The organism is Streptosporangium longisporum (assembly GCF_039534895.1).
In the GTDB taxonomy this organism is placed as follows: Bacteria; Actinomycetota; Actinomycetes; order Streptosporangiales; family Streptosporangiaceae; genus Streptosporangium; species Streptosporangium longisporum.
Genome location: NZ_BAAAWD010000006.1, coordinates 1604568 through 1620346, shown reverse-complemented (window position 1 = coordinate 1620346; position 15779 = coordinate 1604568). Strand labels below are relative to the sequence as shown.

Genomic DNA, 15779 nt, shown 5'->3' with positions numbered 1-15779 from the left:
GCAGGATCAGGCGGCATACGGGCGCGCCGCCTTGCCCTCGCGCAACGTCCGTGCCCACCAGGTGAGCTGGTCCAGCAGGACCTTCGCTGCGACCTCGCACTCCTGCGGGCCGATCGGGGCCCCGGCGTCGTCGAACCGGCTCCACACGCCGTGGAAGCTGACGGTGTCGCGGACGGTCACCGCATGCAGCTCGGCGAAGACCAGGCGGAGCTGCTCGACGGCCCGCAGGCCGCCGGAGATGCCGCCGTAGGAGACGAACCCGACCGGCTTGGCGTGCCACTGGGGACCGTGCCAGTCGATGACGTTCTTCAGCGCGGCGGGGAAGCTGTGGTTGTACTCGGGGGTCACGACCACGAAGGCGTCGGCGGCGGCCAGCCGCGGGCTCAGGACCTCAAGGACCCGGGCCGCCTCCGGGGCGGGCTCCGAACCGAAGGCGGGCAACGCCAGCGGCAGCGGGAAGTCGGCCAGATCGACGAGGTCCACCTCCAGCTCCTCCCGCCTGCCGGCCTGACCGGCGAACCAGTTCGCCACGGCCGGGCCCCTCCGCCCCTGGCGGACACTGCCCACGATCACCGCGAGTCTGACGGTCTGCTCGGTCATGACGATCCTCCGTTGGTCCGGGGCGCTCCGCATCCCTTGCGGCGCCCTGCGACCAGGGTCGTACCTGAACCTTGGTTCAGGTCAAGGAGGCGGCGTGATCCGGGGGTGATCTGCTGGTGGTGACGGGCGGGCACGAACGGCGGGCGGTGACAGGCCGTGCGCGAACGGCGTCGCGGGGAAGCCCTCCCGGTGAGGGTCTACCGTGTGAGGTGTGACAGGGAACTGCCTGGCCTGCGGGCGCCCGATCGAGAGCGGCGGCGGACCGGGCCGGGCCGCGGCGTACTGCTCGCAGGCGTGCCGCCAGCGTGCCTACCGGGGACGACGCAGGCCGGCCGGGGTTCCCGTCGGGGAACTGATCGACGAGCTCCGGGACGGACTGCGGCGGTTGCGGCCGGATCCCCCGCTCGCCTTCCACACCGACGTCGAGGCGCTCTCGTCACGGTTCGCCCGGCTACGGTGGCTGGCCCGCCAGGCGCGCCAGGACTCAGCCGGGCCCGCGGTCGTCGTGGCCGGCGCCGACGGCTCTGTCGCCGGTGCCGATACCGATACCGATGCCGGTGCCGGTGCCGGTGCCGGTGACATCGACGGCGCGGGCCGGGCGGACCGTACGGCCGAAGCGGACAACGCAGGTCGGGCGGGTCAGACGGATCAGGTGGAAAGCGTCACGCTCGACGGGGTGACGAAATCCGGTGGGGACGACACCTTCACCGTCCTCATCGAGAAGCACCGGGACGAGCTGCGGGTGCACTGCTACCGGCTGCTGGGCTCGTACGACGAGGCCGAGGACCTCACCCAGGAGGCGTTCCTGCGGGCCTGGCAGGCCAGGGAGGGGCTGGAGGACGTCGTCAACGTCCGGGCGTGGCTCTACAGGATCGCCACCAACGTGTGCCTCGACTTCCTGCGCAGACACGACCGGCGCGCGACCTCGTACGAGCCGGTGCCGGGCGTGGACTCCGGCGGCGGGCCGCCGCCACCCCGGTTGCCCTGGCTCCAGCCCTTCCCCGACGACCGGCTGCCCGAGATCCCCGAGCCCCAGCACGAGCCGGACGGTCAGGTGATGGCGAGCGAGACCCTCGAACTGGTCTTCCTGACCGCCATCCAGACACTTCCGCCGCGCCAGCGGGCGGCGGTGATCCTGCGCGACATCGCCCGGTGGTCCGCCCAGGAGACGGCCGACCTGCTGGGCGGCAGCCTGGCCTCGGCGAACAGCGCCGTCCAGCGGGGCAGGTCGGCCCTGCGAGAGGCGCTGCCGGGGCGGCGCGAGGACTGGTCGGCGAGGAGGCCGAGCGCCGAGGACCAGGCGCTGCTGCGGCGCTACATGGAGGCGGCCGCGCGTGCCGACATCGACGCCATGGTGGACCTGGTACGCGCCGACGCGGTGCTCACCATGCCGCCGAACCCGTTCTGGTTCACCACCCGTGACGCGCTTCTCGCGTTCGTCGGGCCGAACATGGACCCGGCGTCGCCGACGTTCGCCGGGTACTGGCGGCACCTGCCCGTACGCGCCAACGGACAGCCGGCGGTCGCCGGCTACCTCCAGCGGCCCGGCACCAGCGTTTTCCGGGCTCAGACGATCGACGTCCTGCGCATCGAGGAGGGCCGGATCGCCGAGATCACCACGTTCGAGCCGCACCTGTTCGCCGCGTTCGGGCTGCCGATGACCCTCTGAGGCGCACGTGCCCCTCTTCAGGCGCACGGCCCGATGAGTTTCCGCGGCGGGCACGTCCTATGAGGCGAAGAGAGGCGCGTACGGCGCCTCCGGCCGAAGGGAAAGAACCATGCTCAAGGACAAGGTCGCGATCATCTACGGTGGATCGGGCTCGCTGGGTGCGGGCGTCGCCGCGGCGTACACCGAGGCAGGCGCGCGCGTGTTCCTCGTCGGCCGCACGGAGGCGACCCTGCGGAAGGTCGCCGAGCAAACCGGTGCCGAGTACGACGTGCTCGACGCCCGTGACGAACGGGCCGTCGAGACGCACGCGACATCGGTCGTCGAGCGGGCCGGCCGGATCGACGTCTCCCTCAACCTGGTGCCGCGAGGCGACTTCCAGGGGGTGCCGCTCGCCGAGATGTCGGTGGAGGACTACACGCGGCCGGTCGTACAGGGCATCACCTGCCAGTTCATCACCGTACGGGCCGCGGCCCGCCGGATGACCGCGCAGGGATCGGGCGTGATCCTGTCCCTGGACAGCGCCTCCGGCAACGGCAGCCCGATGCTGGGCGGAACCGGTGCGGCCGACGGCGCGATCGACGCGCTCATCCGCCAGGTCGCCCAGGAGGCCGGTCCGTCCGGCGTCCGCGCCTGCGGGATCTGGACCGCCGGTGTCACCGACAGCCTCACGCCGGAGAAGCTGGCCGCCGCCGGTGCCCCGGGCATGGACGAGACCGCCGTTCAGGGGGTACGCGGTCACCTCGACGGCATGCGGATGACGAAGCGCTCCCCGCGGATCGCCGACATCGCCGCACTGGCGACGTTCCTCGCCTCCGACGCGAGCCGCGCCGTCACGGGTACCTGGGTCAACGCGACGGCGGGGATGTTCCCCAGCTGACAGGCCGTTCCCCGTCACCGTTTCGCACCGCTCTCCATCGTCTCGCACCACCGGGCACCACCGGCGACCCGGAGCGGTCCGAGCGGCTTGGGCAGCCGGAGCGGCCCGAGCAGCTTGGGCGGCCCGAGGCCCTCCTAGTGGGGCGCCATGTCGACGAAGCGGCTGTAGTGGCCCTGGAACGCCACGGTGACCGTGGCGGTGGGGCCGTTACGGTGCTTGGCCACGATCAGGTCGGCCTCGCCCGCCCGGGGCGACTCACGCTCGTAGGCGTCCTCGCGGTGCAGCAGGATGACCATGTCGGCGTCCTGCTCGATGCTTCCGGACTCGCGCAGGTCGCTGACCATGGGTCTCTTGTCGGTCCGCTGCTCGGGACCACGGTTGAGCTGGGAGATCGCGATCACCGGCACCTCCAGCTCCTTGGCGAGGAGCTTGATGGCGCGGGAGATCTCGGAGACCTCGTTCTGACGGCTCTCGGTCTTCTTGGGCGAGGACATCAGCTGCAGGTAGTCGATGATGACGAACCGCAGGTCGTTGCGCTGCTTGAGGCGGCGGCACTTGGCCCTGATCTCCATCATCGACATGTTGGGCGAGTCGTCGATGAACAGCGGCGCCTCGGCGACCTCGCCCATCCGACGGGCCAGCTTGGCCCAGTCGTCGTCGGTCATCGTGCCCGAGCGCATGGCGTGCAGCGCCACCCGCGCCTCGGCCGACAGCAGGCGCATGGTGATCTCGTTGCGCGACATCTCCAGGGAGAACACCACGGTCGTCATGCCGTGCTTGATCGCGGCGGACCGGGCGAAGTCCAGCCCGAGCGTGCTGTTGTGGGTGGGGACGCACGTCCGTCCGGCGAGGTACATGTGGTCGGCGGCGTCGACCTCCACGCACCTCACCGGCCGCGAGGGCACCGGCCGGACGTCGACGATCCGGCGGGCCTCGGTCGCCGCACCGGCACCGGTCACCTGCCGGACGGCCTTGTCCGGCAGCCGGAACACCTTGTCGGACGCCATGAAGTCGATCACGTGATGGCCGCGGGGACCGGCGTCGCCGTCCCCGGTGACCGGCGTCGTCATGGTCGCCAGGTGGCCGAGGCTCAGGACCAGCTCGAAGGCGTCCCGGGCGAGCCCGTCACCGGTGATCGAGAGCCGGATCCGGCCGTCGGGGCCGACGTGGCCACGGGTGTCGAGGAGACCCGCCAGCAGGGCACGCCGCTGCTCGTGGGAGGCCCGCAGGTACGTCCCGGGAATGCGCTCCCGGCCGAGGACACCGAGGAGACCGGTCGCCCCGAGGGCCCCGGGAAGGCCGTCGAAGGCGTCGCCGGGCCGGCCGGGAGCCTCGCCGGGCGAGTCGCCCGGGCCCTCGGCGGCGATCCACGGCTCCTCGGCCTCCAGGTTGAGGACGATCTCCGGGTCGAGCGCGACCGGCCACGGGCCGCCCTCGCCGGCGTTCCCGGTGTCCGCGGTATTCCGGGTGTTCCCGACATCCACGGCGTCCACGGCGTCCGCGGTGTTCCTGCCGACGTCTCGGCCGGTGTCCTCGCCGATGTCACTGCCCGCGCCGATATCGCCGCCCGCGTCGGCGTCCCCGGCGTCCCCGGCGTGGTCGGTCTTCCCACCGGCGGTGCCGGCGCCCTCGGCGGCTCCGGGACGGCCGTTCGCGGCGGCACCGAGCCGGACGCCGAGCCCGACCCCGAGCGCGTAGGGAGAGAACGGCAGATCCCGTTCGGGCAGGTCGAACGCGGCGGCGACGGCGACCGCGTGCTCCGGCCGCCCGTCGGCCGGGGTGGCGCGCAGCGTACGGGCGATCTCCTCCGTCGTGACGACGCTCTGGTGCGCGTCGGCGGACCGGAAGGCGACGACGTCATGATGCGCGGTGGCGCTCCGGTGGGCGGCGGTCCCGAAGACGCCGGTCCCGGAAACACCGGTCCCGGAGATACCGGTCCCGGAGACGCCGGACCCGGGGATGCGCAGCGTCCGCCACTGGTGCTGCGCGTCGGCGACGATCACCGTGCCGTCGCCGAACTCCACCTCGTAGCAAGGGCGCCCGTGCATCACGTCGGTCGCCGCGACCACCCGGGTAGGCCTGCCGTCCGCGCCGATCAGCCGGTCCCCCGGCCTCACCTCGCCCATGGTCGTCCAGCCGTCCGGGGTGGGGAGCGGCGTGTCGAGGGCGAGTGCCTTGCCGATGGCGGGACGGGCGGCGACGACGATCATCTGGCCGGGGTGCAGGCCGTTGGTGAGCGCGTCGAGGTCCTGGAAGCCGGTGGGCACGCCGACCATCTGGCCGCCCCGGCCGCCGATGGCCTCCAGCTCGTCCAGGGCGCCCGGCATGATGTCGGCCAGCGGGATGTAGTCCTCGGAGGTGCGGCGTTCGGTGACCTTGTAGATCTCCGCCTGGGCGCGGTCGACCAGGTCGTCGACCTCTTCGTCCTGCCCCCCGTAGCCGTAGGAGACGATGCGGGTGCCGGCCTCGATGAGGCGACGCAGGATGGCCTGTTCGCGGACGATCCGCGCGTAGTAGCCGGCGTTGGCCGCGGTCGGCACGACGGCGGTCAACGTGTGCAGGTAGGCGCCGCCGCCGATCCGGGCGACCTCGCCCCGTTTCTGCAGCTCGTCGAAGATGGTGACGGCGTCGGCGGGGTCACCGCGACCGTAGAGGTCGGTGATGATGTCGTAGATGATCTGGTGGGCGGGCCGGTAGAAGTCGTCGGATCGCAGGATCTCGACGACGTCGGCGATGGCGTCCTTGGAGAGCAGCATGCCGCCCAGGACCGACTGCTCGGCCTCGATGTTGTTCGGCGGGGTGCGCTCGAATCCCGGCTGGAAGACCGGTGGCTCCGCGATGCTCACCGCACACCCCCTCTTTCGAACACAGTTGCGTTATCTCTATTTGTAGCCGACCGGGCTGACAGTTTCGCCGCTCCGCGCCATGCTGGCAACGCGGCCTGTAGACAGGGGTGTGGATAAGCTGTGCAGTTCTCCCCCCAGGGTGTGGGCACCCTGGGGACAGCCCTGTGGATAACTCTTGTCCACATCTGTGGATAACCCTGTGACCAGGGGAAACGTCATCCACTGCCTGTGGAGAAAAGAAAGTTGGGGCGACACGCCGAGAGTGGCCCCAGATGGCATGACCCGACCGCTTCCTCCCGCCGGTGATCCATCCGAGGGTAAGGGGCACAATAAATACGTGCCTCTTACTTCTGGACCCGGGCGCTCCGGTCGCCCAGGTCGTTCCGCCCGCGACGGCCGGCCGGGTCGTGACGGCCGTCCGAGCCGTCCCGGCCCCCCGGACGGCGACGGGAGCCCTGACCGCGACGGCCATGCGGGCCAGGACGGCCCCCCGGATCGTGACACTCGTGCGGGCCGTGACGAACCCGCGGGACAGGACGGCGTCGCGGGTGGCGCCGGGCACGCGGGCCGGGACGGGTCCCCGGGTCGCGAGTACGACCGGCAGATCCTGCGGCTCGCGCTGCCCGCGTTCGGAGCCCTGGTGGCCGAACCGCTCTTCCTGCTGACCGACACCGTCGTCGTCGGCCGCCTGCCCGCCCCCGCCCTCGGCGCCCTGGGGGTGGCGAGCACGGTGCTGAGCTTCCTGGTGGGGCTCTGCGTCTTCCTGGCCTACGGCACGACCGCGGCGGTGGCCCGGCAGATCGGGGCGGGCGAGACCGGCCGCGCCCTGCGGCAGGGGGTGGACGGTCTCTGGCTGGCCGCCGGGGTCGGAGTGGCGATCATCCTGGTGGTCTGGCCGCTGGCCCCATGGCTGGTCCAGCTGATCGGCGCCGAGGGGGAACTCGCCCGTCAGGCGGTGACCTATCTGCGGATCAGTCTGCTGGGCGTCCCGTCCATGCTGCTGGTGCTGGCGGGCACGGGCGTGTTGCGCGGCATGCAGGACACCACCACCCCGCTGCTGGTCTCGGTGGGCGCCTTCCTGCTCAACGCCGGGCTCAACGTCCTGTTCGTGCTGGGACTCGGCTGGGGCATCGCGGGCTCGGCCTGGGGCACGGTACTGGCCCAGTCGCTCGCCGCCGCCGTCTATCTCGGCCTGATCCTCGTCCGGCACCGCGCCCCGCTGCGTCCCGACCTGGCGGGCGTGCGCGCCGCGGGCTCGGCCGGGATCGCCCTGGTCGTCCGTACGGCCTGCCTGCAACTGGTGCTGGCCATCGCGGCCGCCGCGGCCGTCCGCATGGGAGAGGACCAGATCGAGGCGCACACGATCGCCGCCAGGATCTGGACCCTGCTGGCGTTCGCCCTGGACGCCATCGCGATCGCCGGGCAGGCGATCACCGGCCGCGCCCTGGGCGCGGGTGACGTGGCGGGGGTGCGCGGGGCGACCTGGCGGATGGTGCTCTGGGGTGTCGGCTCGGGCGTGGTGCTCGGGCTCGCCGTGGTGGCCGTCCGGCCGTTCGTGCCCGGCCTGTTCGACGCGGGGCCCGCGGTGTCGGCACACCTGCTCGGCCCGCTCTGGGTGGTGGCCGCCCTGCAGCCGATCGCCGGGGTGGTGTTCGTGCTGGACGGGGTGCTCATCGGCGCCGGGGACCGGCGCTACCTCGCCTGGGCCGGGATATGGACGACGCTCGCCTACCTGCCCGCCGCGTACCTGGTGGACCTGGGCGGCGGTGGCCTGGTGGCGCTCTGGCTGGCGCTCGGCCTGTGGATGGCCGCCCGGCTGGTCACCCTGTCGGTCCGGGCGTACGGGACGGCATGGCTGGTGGTGGGCGGCTGACCGGGCACCGCACGGGCCGGCCGGGAGCCGCGCCGGACGCCGTACGGACTTCTGACCGAAAGCCGGACCTGAGCCGGGCCGAAAATCGTGCCGGGGTGGGATCCGGACGGGTGTGACTCCGCCGACCGGAGGGAGGGCCGCTCGGTTTCCCCGTTCCACAAGGGGATGGAGCCCGATTCGCGGTGGCCGGATCGGTGGGTGATGCGCCTGTGACGGCCGGTGCCCACAGGCCGGGTGATCCATGCGTGACACTGTGGTGTCCACCACGTAACCGGATAGCCCTTGTCCAGCGGAACTCTCCTACGGCACTGTGAAACAAGTCCGGCAATATGGGTTATTCACCCACCACGATTGGTCACATCGTGCCCGAAGGTCCTTCCCTGTCGATAGTCCGTCGTATGCCACCGAGCCATGCCACCGGCCGGTGGACCGGCGCGCGCCACGGCCTGCCCACCGCCTACCGCAGGAAGGACCTCATCGTCCTCGGCCTCGGTGTCATGATCGGCGCGGGCATCTTCAGCCTCGCGGGCCGTCAGGCGGCGTCCATGGCCGGGCCGGGCGTGATCCTCTCCTTCATGATCGCCGGAATCACCACCCTGCTCGTGGCCTTCTGCTTCGCGGAACTGTCCTCGGCCATGCCGAGCTCGGGAAGCGCCTACACCTTCACCTACGTCATCTTCGGCGAGGTCTGGGCCTGGGTGGTGGGCTGGTCCCTGGTGATGGAGCTGCTGCTGGCCACCTCGGTGGTGGCCCGCGCGTGGTCGCTCTACGCCGCCCAGATGCTGACCGACTTCGGGGTCACCTTCCCGGACCTGATCTCCGGGGTGGTCGGCCAGCCCGAGGGGTTCGACCTCTTCACGCTGTTCATCCTGGTCGTCCTGACGGCCGTGGTGGCCCTGGGCGCCCGCGTCGGCCTCCGCGCGCTGTGGATCATCGTGGTGGCCAAGCTGCTCGCCATCGGCGCGGTCATCGTGGTCGGCGCCCTGCACTTCGACCAGAACAACCTCGCGGCCATCCCGGTACCGGCGGCACCCGCGGCCAAGGCCGCGGACACCATGGACTCCCCGGTCCTCGGGATCATCTTCGGCCAGACGGGCGCCTTCGGCTGGTTCGGCATCTTCGCCGCCTCGGCGGTCATCACCTTCGCCTACATCGGCTTCGACGTCGTGGCCACCGGCGCCGAGGAGGCCGAGGACGCCCCCCGCTCGATGCCGAAGGGCATCATCCGCAGCCTGGTGATCACCACGGTCCTGTACATCTCGGTCGCCGTGGTGATGGTCGGCATGACCCCGTACGACAAGATCAACAAGGACGCGCCGCTCGCCAACGCCTTCCGCAGCGCCGGCGAGGGCTTCATGGTGCACATCATCAACATCGGGGCGGTGCTCGGCCTCACCACCGTGATCCTGGTACTGCTCGTCGGCCTGACCCGTGTGCTGTTCTCCATGGCGCGCGACGGGCTGATCCCCCGCTCGCTCTCCAAGATCAACCGCAGCTACCACAGCCCGACGCGGGCCACGCTGATCATCGGCTTCCTGGCCATCCTGCTGGCCCAGTTCGTGAACGTGCTCACCCTCGAACCGCTGGTCGTGATCGGCGCCCTGTTCGTGTTCATCGCGGTGGCCGCCGGGGTGCTCAGGATGCGCAGGACGATGCCGGACCTGCCCCGCGGGTTCCGCACGCCGCTCTCCCCGGGCGTGCCGATCGCCTCGATCCTCGCCTGCCTGTGGCTGATGGTGAACCTCCAGCTCATCACCTGGCTGTACTACATCATCTGGATGGCCTTCGGCGTGCTGGTCTACCTGGTGTACGGCAGGCGCAACAGCGTGCTGGCCGAGCTGTCGCAGGCACCGCCCGAGCCGCCCGACGACCGCTCCCGCCGGGGGCCCTTCGACCCTCCCGGCCCGCCCGACCGCTCCGGACCCGGTGGACCCGGCGCCGGCGGACCTTCCGGGCCCTACGGCTCTCCCGGCCCGTACGGGCCGCCCGGACCCTACGGACCGCCCGGGAACTCCGGTCCCTACGGGCCGCCCGGAGGTTCCGGTCCCTACCCTCAGCCCGGTGGTCCCGGACCCTACGGACCTTCGGGACCTTCAGGCCCTCCGACGCCCCCCGGGCCGTACGGATCGCCGGGCCCCTACGGGCCTCCCGGACCCTACGGACCGCCCGGCGGTTCCCGGGGCAGGCACCGCCGCTGACCGTGAGCGCGGAGGGCTCCCTCTCCCCGGGGGAGCCCTCGTGGGCCGTCAGCGGGCTCTCCTCGTGCACCCGCGCAGCCCCCGCAAAGGCACGGACCGCGGAGCACAAGGGGTACGAGGGGACGCGGCGGTACAGGGACGCCGGACGGCTCACATGCGCCCGGCGTCGAGCACCGTCTGCACGAACTCCCTGGTGCGGGCCTGCCGGGGATCGGTGAAGATCTGCTCGGGAGTGCCGCGCTCCAGCAGCACGCCACCGTCGAGGAAGCAGACGGTGTCGGCGATCTCGCGGCAGAAGCCCATCTCGTGGGTGGTCAGGATCATGGTCATCCCGCCCGCCTTGAGCTCCCTGATGATCTCCAGCACCTCCTTGACCAGCGCCGGGTCCAGCGCCGAGGTGACCTCGTCCAGCAGCATCAGCCGGGGTCTGGTGGCCAGGGCCCGGATGATGGCGGCGCGCTGCTGCTGGCCGCCGGAGAGCTGGTCGGGGTAGGCGCCCGCCTTGTCCGCCAGGCCGAACCTGTCCAGCAGTTCCCGGGCCTGCCGCTCGGCCTCCCGCCTGCCCACCCGGTGCACCTTGCGGGGCGACAGGGTGATGTTGTCCAGCACGGTCATGTGCGGGAACAGGTTGAACGCCTGGAAGACGATGCCCATCCGCTTGCGCACCTCGTCCGGGTCGGCCCGGGCGTCGGTGATCTCCTCACCGTCCAGGAGGATCGTGCCGTCGTCGACGGTCTCCAGCAGGTTCACGCAGCGCAGCAGGGTGGACTTGCCCGATCCGGACGCCCCGATCAGGCAGACCACCTCGTGCGGTTCGACCTTCAGGTCGATGCCGCGCAGCACGCTGTGGCCGCGGTAGTTCTTCCACAGGCCCTCGACGCTCAGCAGGCTCATGACCCCTCCTCCGCCGCCGCCGGGCGGCACACCCGGCCCTGACCGCCCTGGACGCCATGACCGCTCTGGCCGCCATGACCGCTCCGGGTGCCCTGAGCGCCGTGGGCGCCGATCCGCCCGCTCACTGGCTCCGCCGCCGCTGCGAACGCGCCGCCAGGTAGTCGGTGAAGCGCGCCATCGGGATCGTGAGCAGGATGAACAGCAGTGCCGCCACCAGGTAGGGCGTGTAGTTGAAGGTGCTCGCCGCATGGATCTGCGCCTGCCTCAGCGCCTCCAGCGGGCCGATGGTGGCGACGAGCGCGGTGTCCTTCTGCAGCGAGACGAAGTCGTTGAGCAGCGGCGGCACCACCCGTCGCGCCGCCTGCGGCACCACCACGTAACGCATGGTCTGGCCGTGGCTCAGCCCCAGGGAGCGGGCGGCGGCCCGCTGGCTGGGGTGCACCGACTCGATGCCGGCCCGGAAGACCTCCGCCACGTACGCCCCGTAGGAGAGGGTGAGCGCGATGACGCCCAGCGTCGCCAGGTCCGTCGGCGTGCCCTGAAGGTCGAGCGCGGGCAGGCCGAACCCCACGAGGTAGATGATCAGGATCGTGGGGATCCCGCGGAAGATGTCGGTGTAGAGCACCGCCAGGGCGCGCAGCGGGAAGAACACCGGGGCCTGCAGGTTGCGGATCAGCGCGACCAGCAGGCCCACGACGAGGATCAGCGGCTCGGCGATCAGGAAGATCTTGATGTTGAGCAGGAAGCCGCTCAGCACGTCCGGCAGCGCCTCCAGGAACTGGCCGGAGTCGAAGAACGTCTCCCGTACCCGCGGCCAGCCCGGAGAGGTGGTGAAGAGCCAGGCGAGCAGGACGATCACCAGGACGGTCGAGACCGTCGCGATGGAGCCGGAGCGCAGCGACGACCGCCTGCGCAGCCGTTCCCGCTCGATCTGACGGTCGCTCTTGGTCCAGCCGTCCGGCACCTGCAGGCGTTCGTCGTTCCTCATCGGACGTCGTCGGTCGTGCGGGGGCGTGACGTCACTTCAGCTCCGGGGCACCCGCGGCGGAACCGAGCCACCGGGTCTCGATCTTCGCCAGCTCACCGGACGTGGTCAGCTCCTCGATCGCCCCGTCCACGCAGCTCACCAGCGGGCTGCCCTTCTCGAAGACCGCGCCGAAGACCTCGGGGACACCGGAGGCGGTGCCGAACTGGCCGACGATCTTGGAGTTGTCGACCTGGGCCGCGGTCACGTAGAAGGCCGTGGGCAGGTCCACCACCACGGCGTCGACCTGCTTGTTCTTCAGCGCGTTCACGGCGTCGATCTGCTCGTTGTAGACGTTGGGGTCGGCCGAGGGGCGGATGACGTCCTTGACCGCCTGCAGCGAGGTGGTGCCGACCTGAACACCGATCTTGGCGTCCTTCAGGCCCGCCAGGTCGGTGGCGGAGGCGACCTTGGAGCCGTCCAGCGCGACCACGGCCTGCTTGACCGTGTAGTAGCCCTTGCTGAAGTCGACCACCTTGGCCCGGTCGGGGGTCACCGAGACCTGGTTGAGGTCGAAGTCGAACTGCTTGGCACCGGGGGCGAACGCGGAGTCGAACTTCACCGTCGCCCAGGTGACGTCACCGGTGGCGAAGCCCAGCCGGTCCGCGATGGCGTAGGCCACCGCGCTCTCGAACCCCTTGCCGTTGGACGGGTCGTCGTCGGAGAACCACGGGTCGTAGGCGGGCTTGTCGGTGCCGATGGTCAGCTTGCCGGGGGTCTTCAGCGGCAGGCTCTCCTTGGCGCACGCTCCGGCTCCGGTCCCGGGTGAGGCCGTCCCGGTGGCACCCGGGGCCGAAGGGCTCGCCTGGGTCGTTTCCGAGGCCGGTGCACAGCCCACCACGGCTGCCGCGAGGGCGCCGAGGGCGAACAGCGTCGAGGGACGGACCATGACATGACCTCCAGAATGAATCAGCGACCCACGAATTGTACGTATCCACGATGACCTGGGACGACAGGGGTCCACCGGAGGTGGTGGAGCGGTCCCGCGAAGGACACGGCGGCCCCGGGACGACACGGACGGCCCTGCAGAGGGCACAACGGGGACGCCCCGGACAGGACACGGCAGTCCTGAAACGGTGTGGGAGTTCCCGGACAGGCCCGGCGATTCCGGGCGGCATGGGCGATTCCCGCGAGAACACGGCCTTTCTGGAACGGCACGGACGGTCCCGGACAGGCACGGCGGTTCCGGAAACGGCACGGGCGGCCCCGGAACGGGCACGGGCCCCCTCCCCGTCAGGGAAGAGGGCCCGTGTCACGAAAGGCAGGTCAGGCCGCGACGACCTCGACATCGACGGAGGCGGAGACCTCCGGGTGCAGCTTGACGCTGACCCGGTGGGTGCCGAGGCTCTTGATCGCGGGAGCGATCTCGATGCGGCGGCGGTCGAGCAGGGGGCCACCGGCGGCCTTGACGGCCTCGGCGACGTCGCCCGTGGTGATGGAGCCGAACAGACGGCCGGACTCGCCGGCCTTCGTCTTCAGCTGCACCTTGAGGGCCTGGAGCTGGCCCGCGACCTCCTTGGCGGTGCCGAGGTCGCGGATCTCGCGGGCGTCACGAGCCTTCTTGATCGAGGCGATCTGCTTCTCGCCGCCGCGCGTCCACAGGATCGCGAAGCCGCGGGGGAGCAGGTAGTTGCGGCCGTAGCCGCTCTTGACCTCGACGATGTCACCGGGCGTGCCGAGGCCGGTGACCTCACTGGTGAGAATGAGCTTCATCTGTCCGACCTCCCTTAACGCGCGGTGCTCATGTACGGCAGGAGCGCCATCTCACGAGCGTTCTTGATAGCGGTCGCCACGTCACGCTGGTGCTGGGTGCAGTTGCCCGTCACCCGGCGGGCACGGATCTTGCCGCGGTCGGAGATGAACTTCCGAAGCAGCCCCGTGTCCTTGTAGTCGACGTAGGAGATCTTGTCGTGGCAGAACAGGCAAACCTTCTTCTTGGGCTTGCGCAATGCCGGCTTGGCCATCGTGGTGCTCCTTTCAGAGCCCCGCCTTCAGGCGGGAATGGTCGCTGCGGATATGGACCGGGGTGCGGGGCGCGGTCGGGGCCGCCCCGCAGGAGTCTGGCTAGAAGGGCGGTTCGTCGCTGAAGTCGCCGCCGCCGAAGCCGCCGCCACCCTGCTGGCCGCCCTGCTGCTGGCCACCGCCCCCGTAGTTGTTGCCACCACCGCCGCCGCCGAAGCCGCCACCTTGCGGTGCGGCGGGCGCCGCGGAGGCCCACGGGTCGTTGGCCGGGCCGCCGCCGAAACCGCCGCCGGCGCCACCGCCACCGCCCTGACGGGCGGTCTTGTTGACCTTGGCGGTCGCGTTCCTCAGGGAGGGGCCGACCTCGTCGACCTCCACCTCGTAGACGGTGCGCTTCTCGCCTTCCTTGGTCTCGTAAGACCTCTGGCGCAGCCGTCCCTGGACGATGACCCGCATGCCGCGCTGCAGGCTCTCGGCGACGTTCTCCGCCGCCTGCCGCCACACGTTGCAGGTCAGGAACAGGCCTTCGCCGTCCTTCCACTCGTTGGTCGTCTTGTCGAGGAACCTCGGAGTGGACGCGATGCGGAACCGGGCCACCGCTTGCCCCGTTGGGGTGAAGCGCAGCTCGGGATCGTCGACGAGGTTGCCGACGATGGTGATCGTGGTGTCGCCTGCTGCCATGGCTAGCGCTGCCCTTCCTGCGGCCTTCGCTGGTTATCGGCTCAGAGTACGGCTGCCGTCCGACAAAAGCCGGGGTTTAGTGCACGTCCGGGCGCAGGACCTTGGTCCGCAGGATTCCCTCGTTGAGGTTCATCTGCCGGTCGAGCTCCTTGACGGTGGCCGGCTCGGCGCTCAGGTCGATGACGGCGTAGATGCCCTCGGGCTTCTTCGCGATGTCGTAGGAGAGCCTGCGGCGGCCCCACACGTCGACCTTCTCCACGGTGCCGCCGTCGTTGCGGACGACCGTGAGGAACTGGTCGAGGGAAGGGGCGACCGTACGCTCATCGAGCGAGGGGTCAAGGATGACCATCACTTCGTAACGGCGCATGCTGACTTCCAACCTCCTCTGGACTGTTGCGGTCACGACACGGTGTCGTGACAGGAGGACGCTGACGTGCCGCACCCCTGGCGCCCATTTCGGCGTCCGGGGTGGAGGGTGGGCGATAACACACCCGTTCGACGTAGCCGTGTCAGCCTACCAGTCCGGCGGGGGTTGGCCCGTCGCCTCGCCGGGCACGTCCCGGGGTGAGAAAGAGGAGGCGATGACCATGCCTCATGTGTTCGGTCCCGCCCGGCAGGGGCGCTTCCGGTTCACGCTGAACAGCGACGGACGGCCGCACACCGTGGAGAACGCGCTCAGCGTCGTCACGGTCGTGTGCGGGCTGGCCGCCTTCGCGGCCGGGTTCCTCCCGGCGATGCACGTCCTCGCCTCCTGGGCGGGGGCGCTGGGGCTCGGCGTGGGGCTGTACTCGCAGTACGTCTCGGCGACCAGGCCGGAGCGCGCGCTGAACATCGTGGGGATCGTCGCCTCGTTCGTCGGTGTGGCCTTCGGCGTCCACCACGGGGGCTTCCTCCCGTGACGCCCCGACGGCGGCCGGGGCCACACCGGCGACCGGGCGGTCAGGTGCCCAGGTGCAGGTCCACGCCCAGCAGCACCAGGAACCACAGGAAGATCGCGAGCAGTGCCTCGGCGATGTCCTTGAGCAGGGCGGGCGTGATGTAGTCGTACACCCAGGCGACGTACAGGCCGATCAGGATGTAGATGAGGAAGACGAGACTGATCCCTCGGCGGCGGTAAGCCATGTGAACTCCTCGTTCTGGCCCGTGGGGGCGGGC

Annotated in this window: 15 protein-coding genes; 5 read left to right on the top strand and 10 right to left on the bottom strand. The window is 70.8% G+C overall.

Annotation, left to right across the window (positions count from 1 at the left end; all coding sequences use genetic code 11):
- Window positions 1-6 precede the first annotated feature (6 nt).
- Window positions 7-600 (bottom strand): NADPH-dependent FMN reductase, encoded by a 594-nt coding sequence (locus ABD832_RS11550; protein ID WP_344892507.1) that lies wholly within the window; start codon window positions 598-600, stop codon window positions 7-9.
- Window positions 601-811: 211 nt separating this feature from the next.
- Between ABD832_RS11550 and ABD832_RS11545 the strand changes: the two genes are divergently transcribed.
- The gene (locus tag ABD832_RS11545; RefSeq protein WP_344892504.1) at window positions 812-2269 is read left to right on the top strand and encodes an RNA polymerase subunit sigma-70; all 1458 of its coding nucleotides are present in this window, start codon (window positions 812-814) and stop codon (window positions 2267-2269) included.
- A 109-nt stretch (window positions 2270-2378) separates the two neighbouring features.
- Entirely contained in the window at window positions 2379-3146 is a 768-nt protein-coding gene (locus tag ABD832_RS11540) for an SDR family NAD(P)-dependent oxidoreductase (RefSeq protein ID WP_344892501.1), read from the top strand.
- Between the two features lie 134 nt (window positions 3147-3280).
- Here the strand turns inward: ABD832_RS11540 and dnaB are convergent, their stop codons facing one another.
- Entirely contained in the window at window positions 3281-5992 is a 2712-nt protein-coding gene (gene dnaB / locus ABD832_RS11535) for a replicative DNA helicase (RefSeq protein ID WP_344892498.1), read from the bottom strand.
- Window positions 5993-6596: 604 nt separating this feature from the next.
- Here dnaB and ABD832_RS11530 point away from each other — a divergent pair.
- Window positions 6597-7865, top strand: coding sequence for an MATE family efflux transporter (locus tag ABD832_RS11530; protein WP_344893453.1), 1269 nt, complete (start codon window positions 6597-6599; stop codon window positions 7863-7865).
- Between the two features lie 398 nt (window positions 7866-8263).
- Window positions 8264-10063, top strand: a complete 1800-nt coding sequence (locus ABD832_RS11525; protein WP_344892495.1) for an APC family permease — start codon at window positions 8264-8266, stop codon at window positions 10061-10063.
- Between the two features lie 150 nt (window positions 10064-10213).
- Here the strand turns inward: ABD832_RS11525 and ABD832_RS11520 are convergent, their stop codons facing one another.
- From ABD832_RS11520 to rpsF, 7 genes are all read right to left on the bottom strand, one after another.
- A complete protein-coding gene (locus ABD832_RS11520) occupies window positions 10214-10957 on the bottom strand; it encodes an amino acid ABC transporter ATP-binding protein (RefSeq protein ID WP_344892492.1) in 744 nt (247 codons plus the stop codon).
- Window positions 10958-11078: 121 nt separating this feature from the next.
- On the bottom strand, window positions 11079-11945 hold the full coding sequence (locus tag ABD832_RS11515; RefSeq protein ID WP_344892489.1) for an amino acid ABC transporter permease: 867 nt from the start codon (window positions 11943-11945) through the stop codon (window positions 11079-11081).
- Window positions 11946-11976: 31 nt separating this feature from the next.
- On the bottom strand, window positions 11977-12870 hold the full coding sequence (locus tag ABD832_RS11510; protein WP_344892486.1) for an ABC transporter substrate-binding protein: 894 nt from the start codon (window positions 12868-12870) through the stop codon (window positions 11977-11979).
- Window positions 12871-13247: 377 nt separating this feature from the next.
- Window positions 13248-13694 (bottom strand): 50S ribosomal protein L9, encoded by a 447-nt coding sequence (gene rplI / locus ABD832_RS11505; protein ID WP_344892483.1) that lies wholly within the window; start codon window positions 13692-13694, stop codon window positions 13248-13250.
- Between the two features lie 14 nt (window positions 13695-13708).
- The gene (rpsR, locus tag ABD832_RS11500; protein WP_344892480.1) at window positions 13709-13945 is read right to left on the bottom strand and encodes a 30S ribosomal protein S18; all 237 of its coding nucleotides are present in this window, start codon (window positions 13943-13945) and stop codon (window positions 13709-13711) included.
- Window positions 13946-14045: 100 nt separating this feature from the next.
- Complete coding sequence (locus ABD832_RS11495; RefSeq protein WP_344892477.1) at window positions 14046-14624, bottom strand: single-stranded DNA-binding protein; 579 nt, start codon at window positions 14622-14624, stop codon at window positions 14046-14048.
- A 76-nt stretch (window positions 14625-14700) separates the two neighbouring features.
- Entirely contained in the window at window positions 14701-14991 is a 291-nt protein-coding gene (gene rpsF, locus ABD832_RS11490; protein WP_030919721.1) for a 30S ribosomal protein S6, read from the bottom strand.
- A gap of 214 nt (window positions 14992-15205) precedes the next feature.
- Here rpsF and ABD832_RS11485 point away from each other — a divergent pair, with 214 nt between their 5' ends.
- Window positions 15206-15523 (top strand): hypothetical protein, encoded by a 318-nt coding sequence (locus ABD832_RS11485; protein ID WP_344892474.1) that lies wholly within the window; start codon window positions 15206-15208, stop codon window positions 15521-15523.
- A gap of 40 nt (window positions 15524-15563) precedes the next feature.
- Here the strand turns inward: ABD832_RS11485 and ABD832_RS11480 are convergent, their stop codons facing one another.
- The gene (locus ABD832_RS11480) at window positions 15564-15746 is read right to left on the bottom strand and encodes a hypothetical protein (protein ID WP_344892471.1); all 183 of its coding nucleotides are present in this window, start codon (window positions 15744-15746) and stop codon (window positions 15564-15566) included.
- Window positions 15747-15779: the final 33 nt, after the last annotated feature.

Coding starts and splice junctions, on each gene's coding strand:
- ABD832_RS11550 (WP_344892507.1), bottom strand. CDS start 600: ATGACCGAGCAGACCGTCAGACTCGCGGTGATCGTGGGCAGTGTCCGC.
- ABD832_RS11540 (WP_344892501.1), top strand. CDS start 2,379: ATGCTCAAGGACAAGGTCGCGATCATCTACGGTGGATCGGGCTCGCTG.
- ABD832_RS11525 (WP_344892495.1), top strand. CDS start 8,264: ATGCCACCGAGCCATGCCACCGGCCGGTGGACCGGCGCGCGCCACGGC.
- ABD832_RS11520 (WP_344892492.1), bottom strand. CDS start 10,957: ATGAGCCTGCTGAGCGTCGAGGGCCTGTGGAAGAACTACCGCGGCCAC.
- ABD832_RS11515 (WP_344892489.1), bottom strand. CDS start 11,945: ATGAGGAACGACGAACGCCTGCAGGTGCCGGACGGCTGGACCAAGAGC.
- ABD832_RS11510 (WP_344892486.1), bottom strand. CDS start 12,870: ATGGTCCGTCCCTCGACGCTGTTCGCCCTCGGCGCCCTCGCGGCAGCC.
- rplI (WP_344892483.1), bottom strand. CDS start 13,694: ATGAAGCTCATTCTCACCAGTGAGGTCACCGGCCTCGGCACGCCCGGT.
- rpsR (WP_344892480.1), bottom strand. CDS start 13,945: ATGGCCAAGCCGGCATTGCGCAAGCCCAAGAAGAAGGTTTGCCTGTTC.
- ABD832_RS11495 (WP_344892477.1), bottom strand. CDS start 14,624: ATGGCAGCAGGCGACACCACGATCACCATCGTCGGCAACCTCGTCGAC.
- rpsF (WP_030919721.1), bottom strand. CDS start 14,991: ATGCGCCGTTACGAAGTGATGGTCATCCTTGACCCCTCGCTCGATGAG.
- ABD832_RS11485 (WP_344892474.1), top strand. CDS start 15,206: ATGACCATGCCTCATGTGTTCGGTCCCGCCCGGCAGGGGCGCTTCCGG.
- ABD832_RS11480 (WP_344892471.1), bottom strand. CDS start 15,746: ATGGCTTACCGCCGCCGAGGGATCAGTCTCGTCTTCCTCATCTACATC.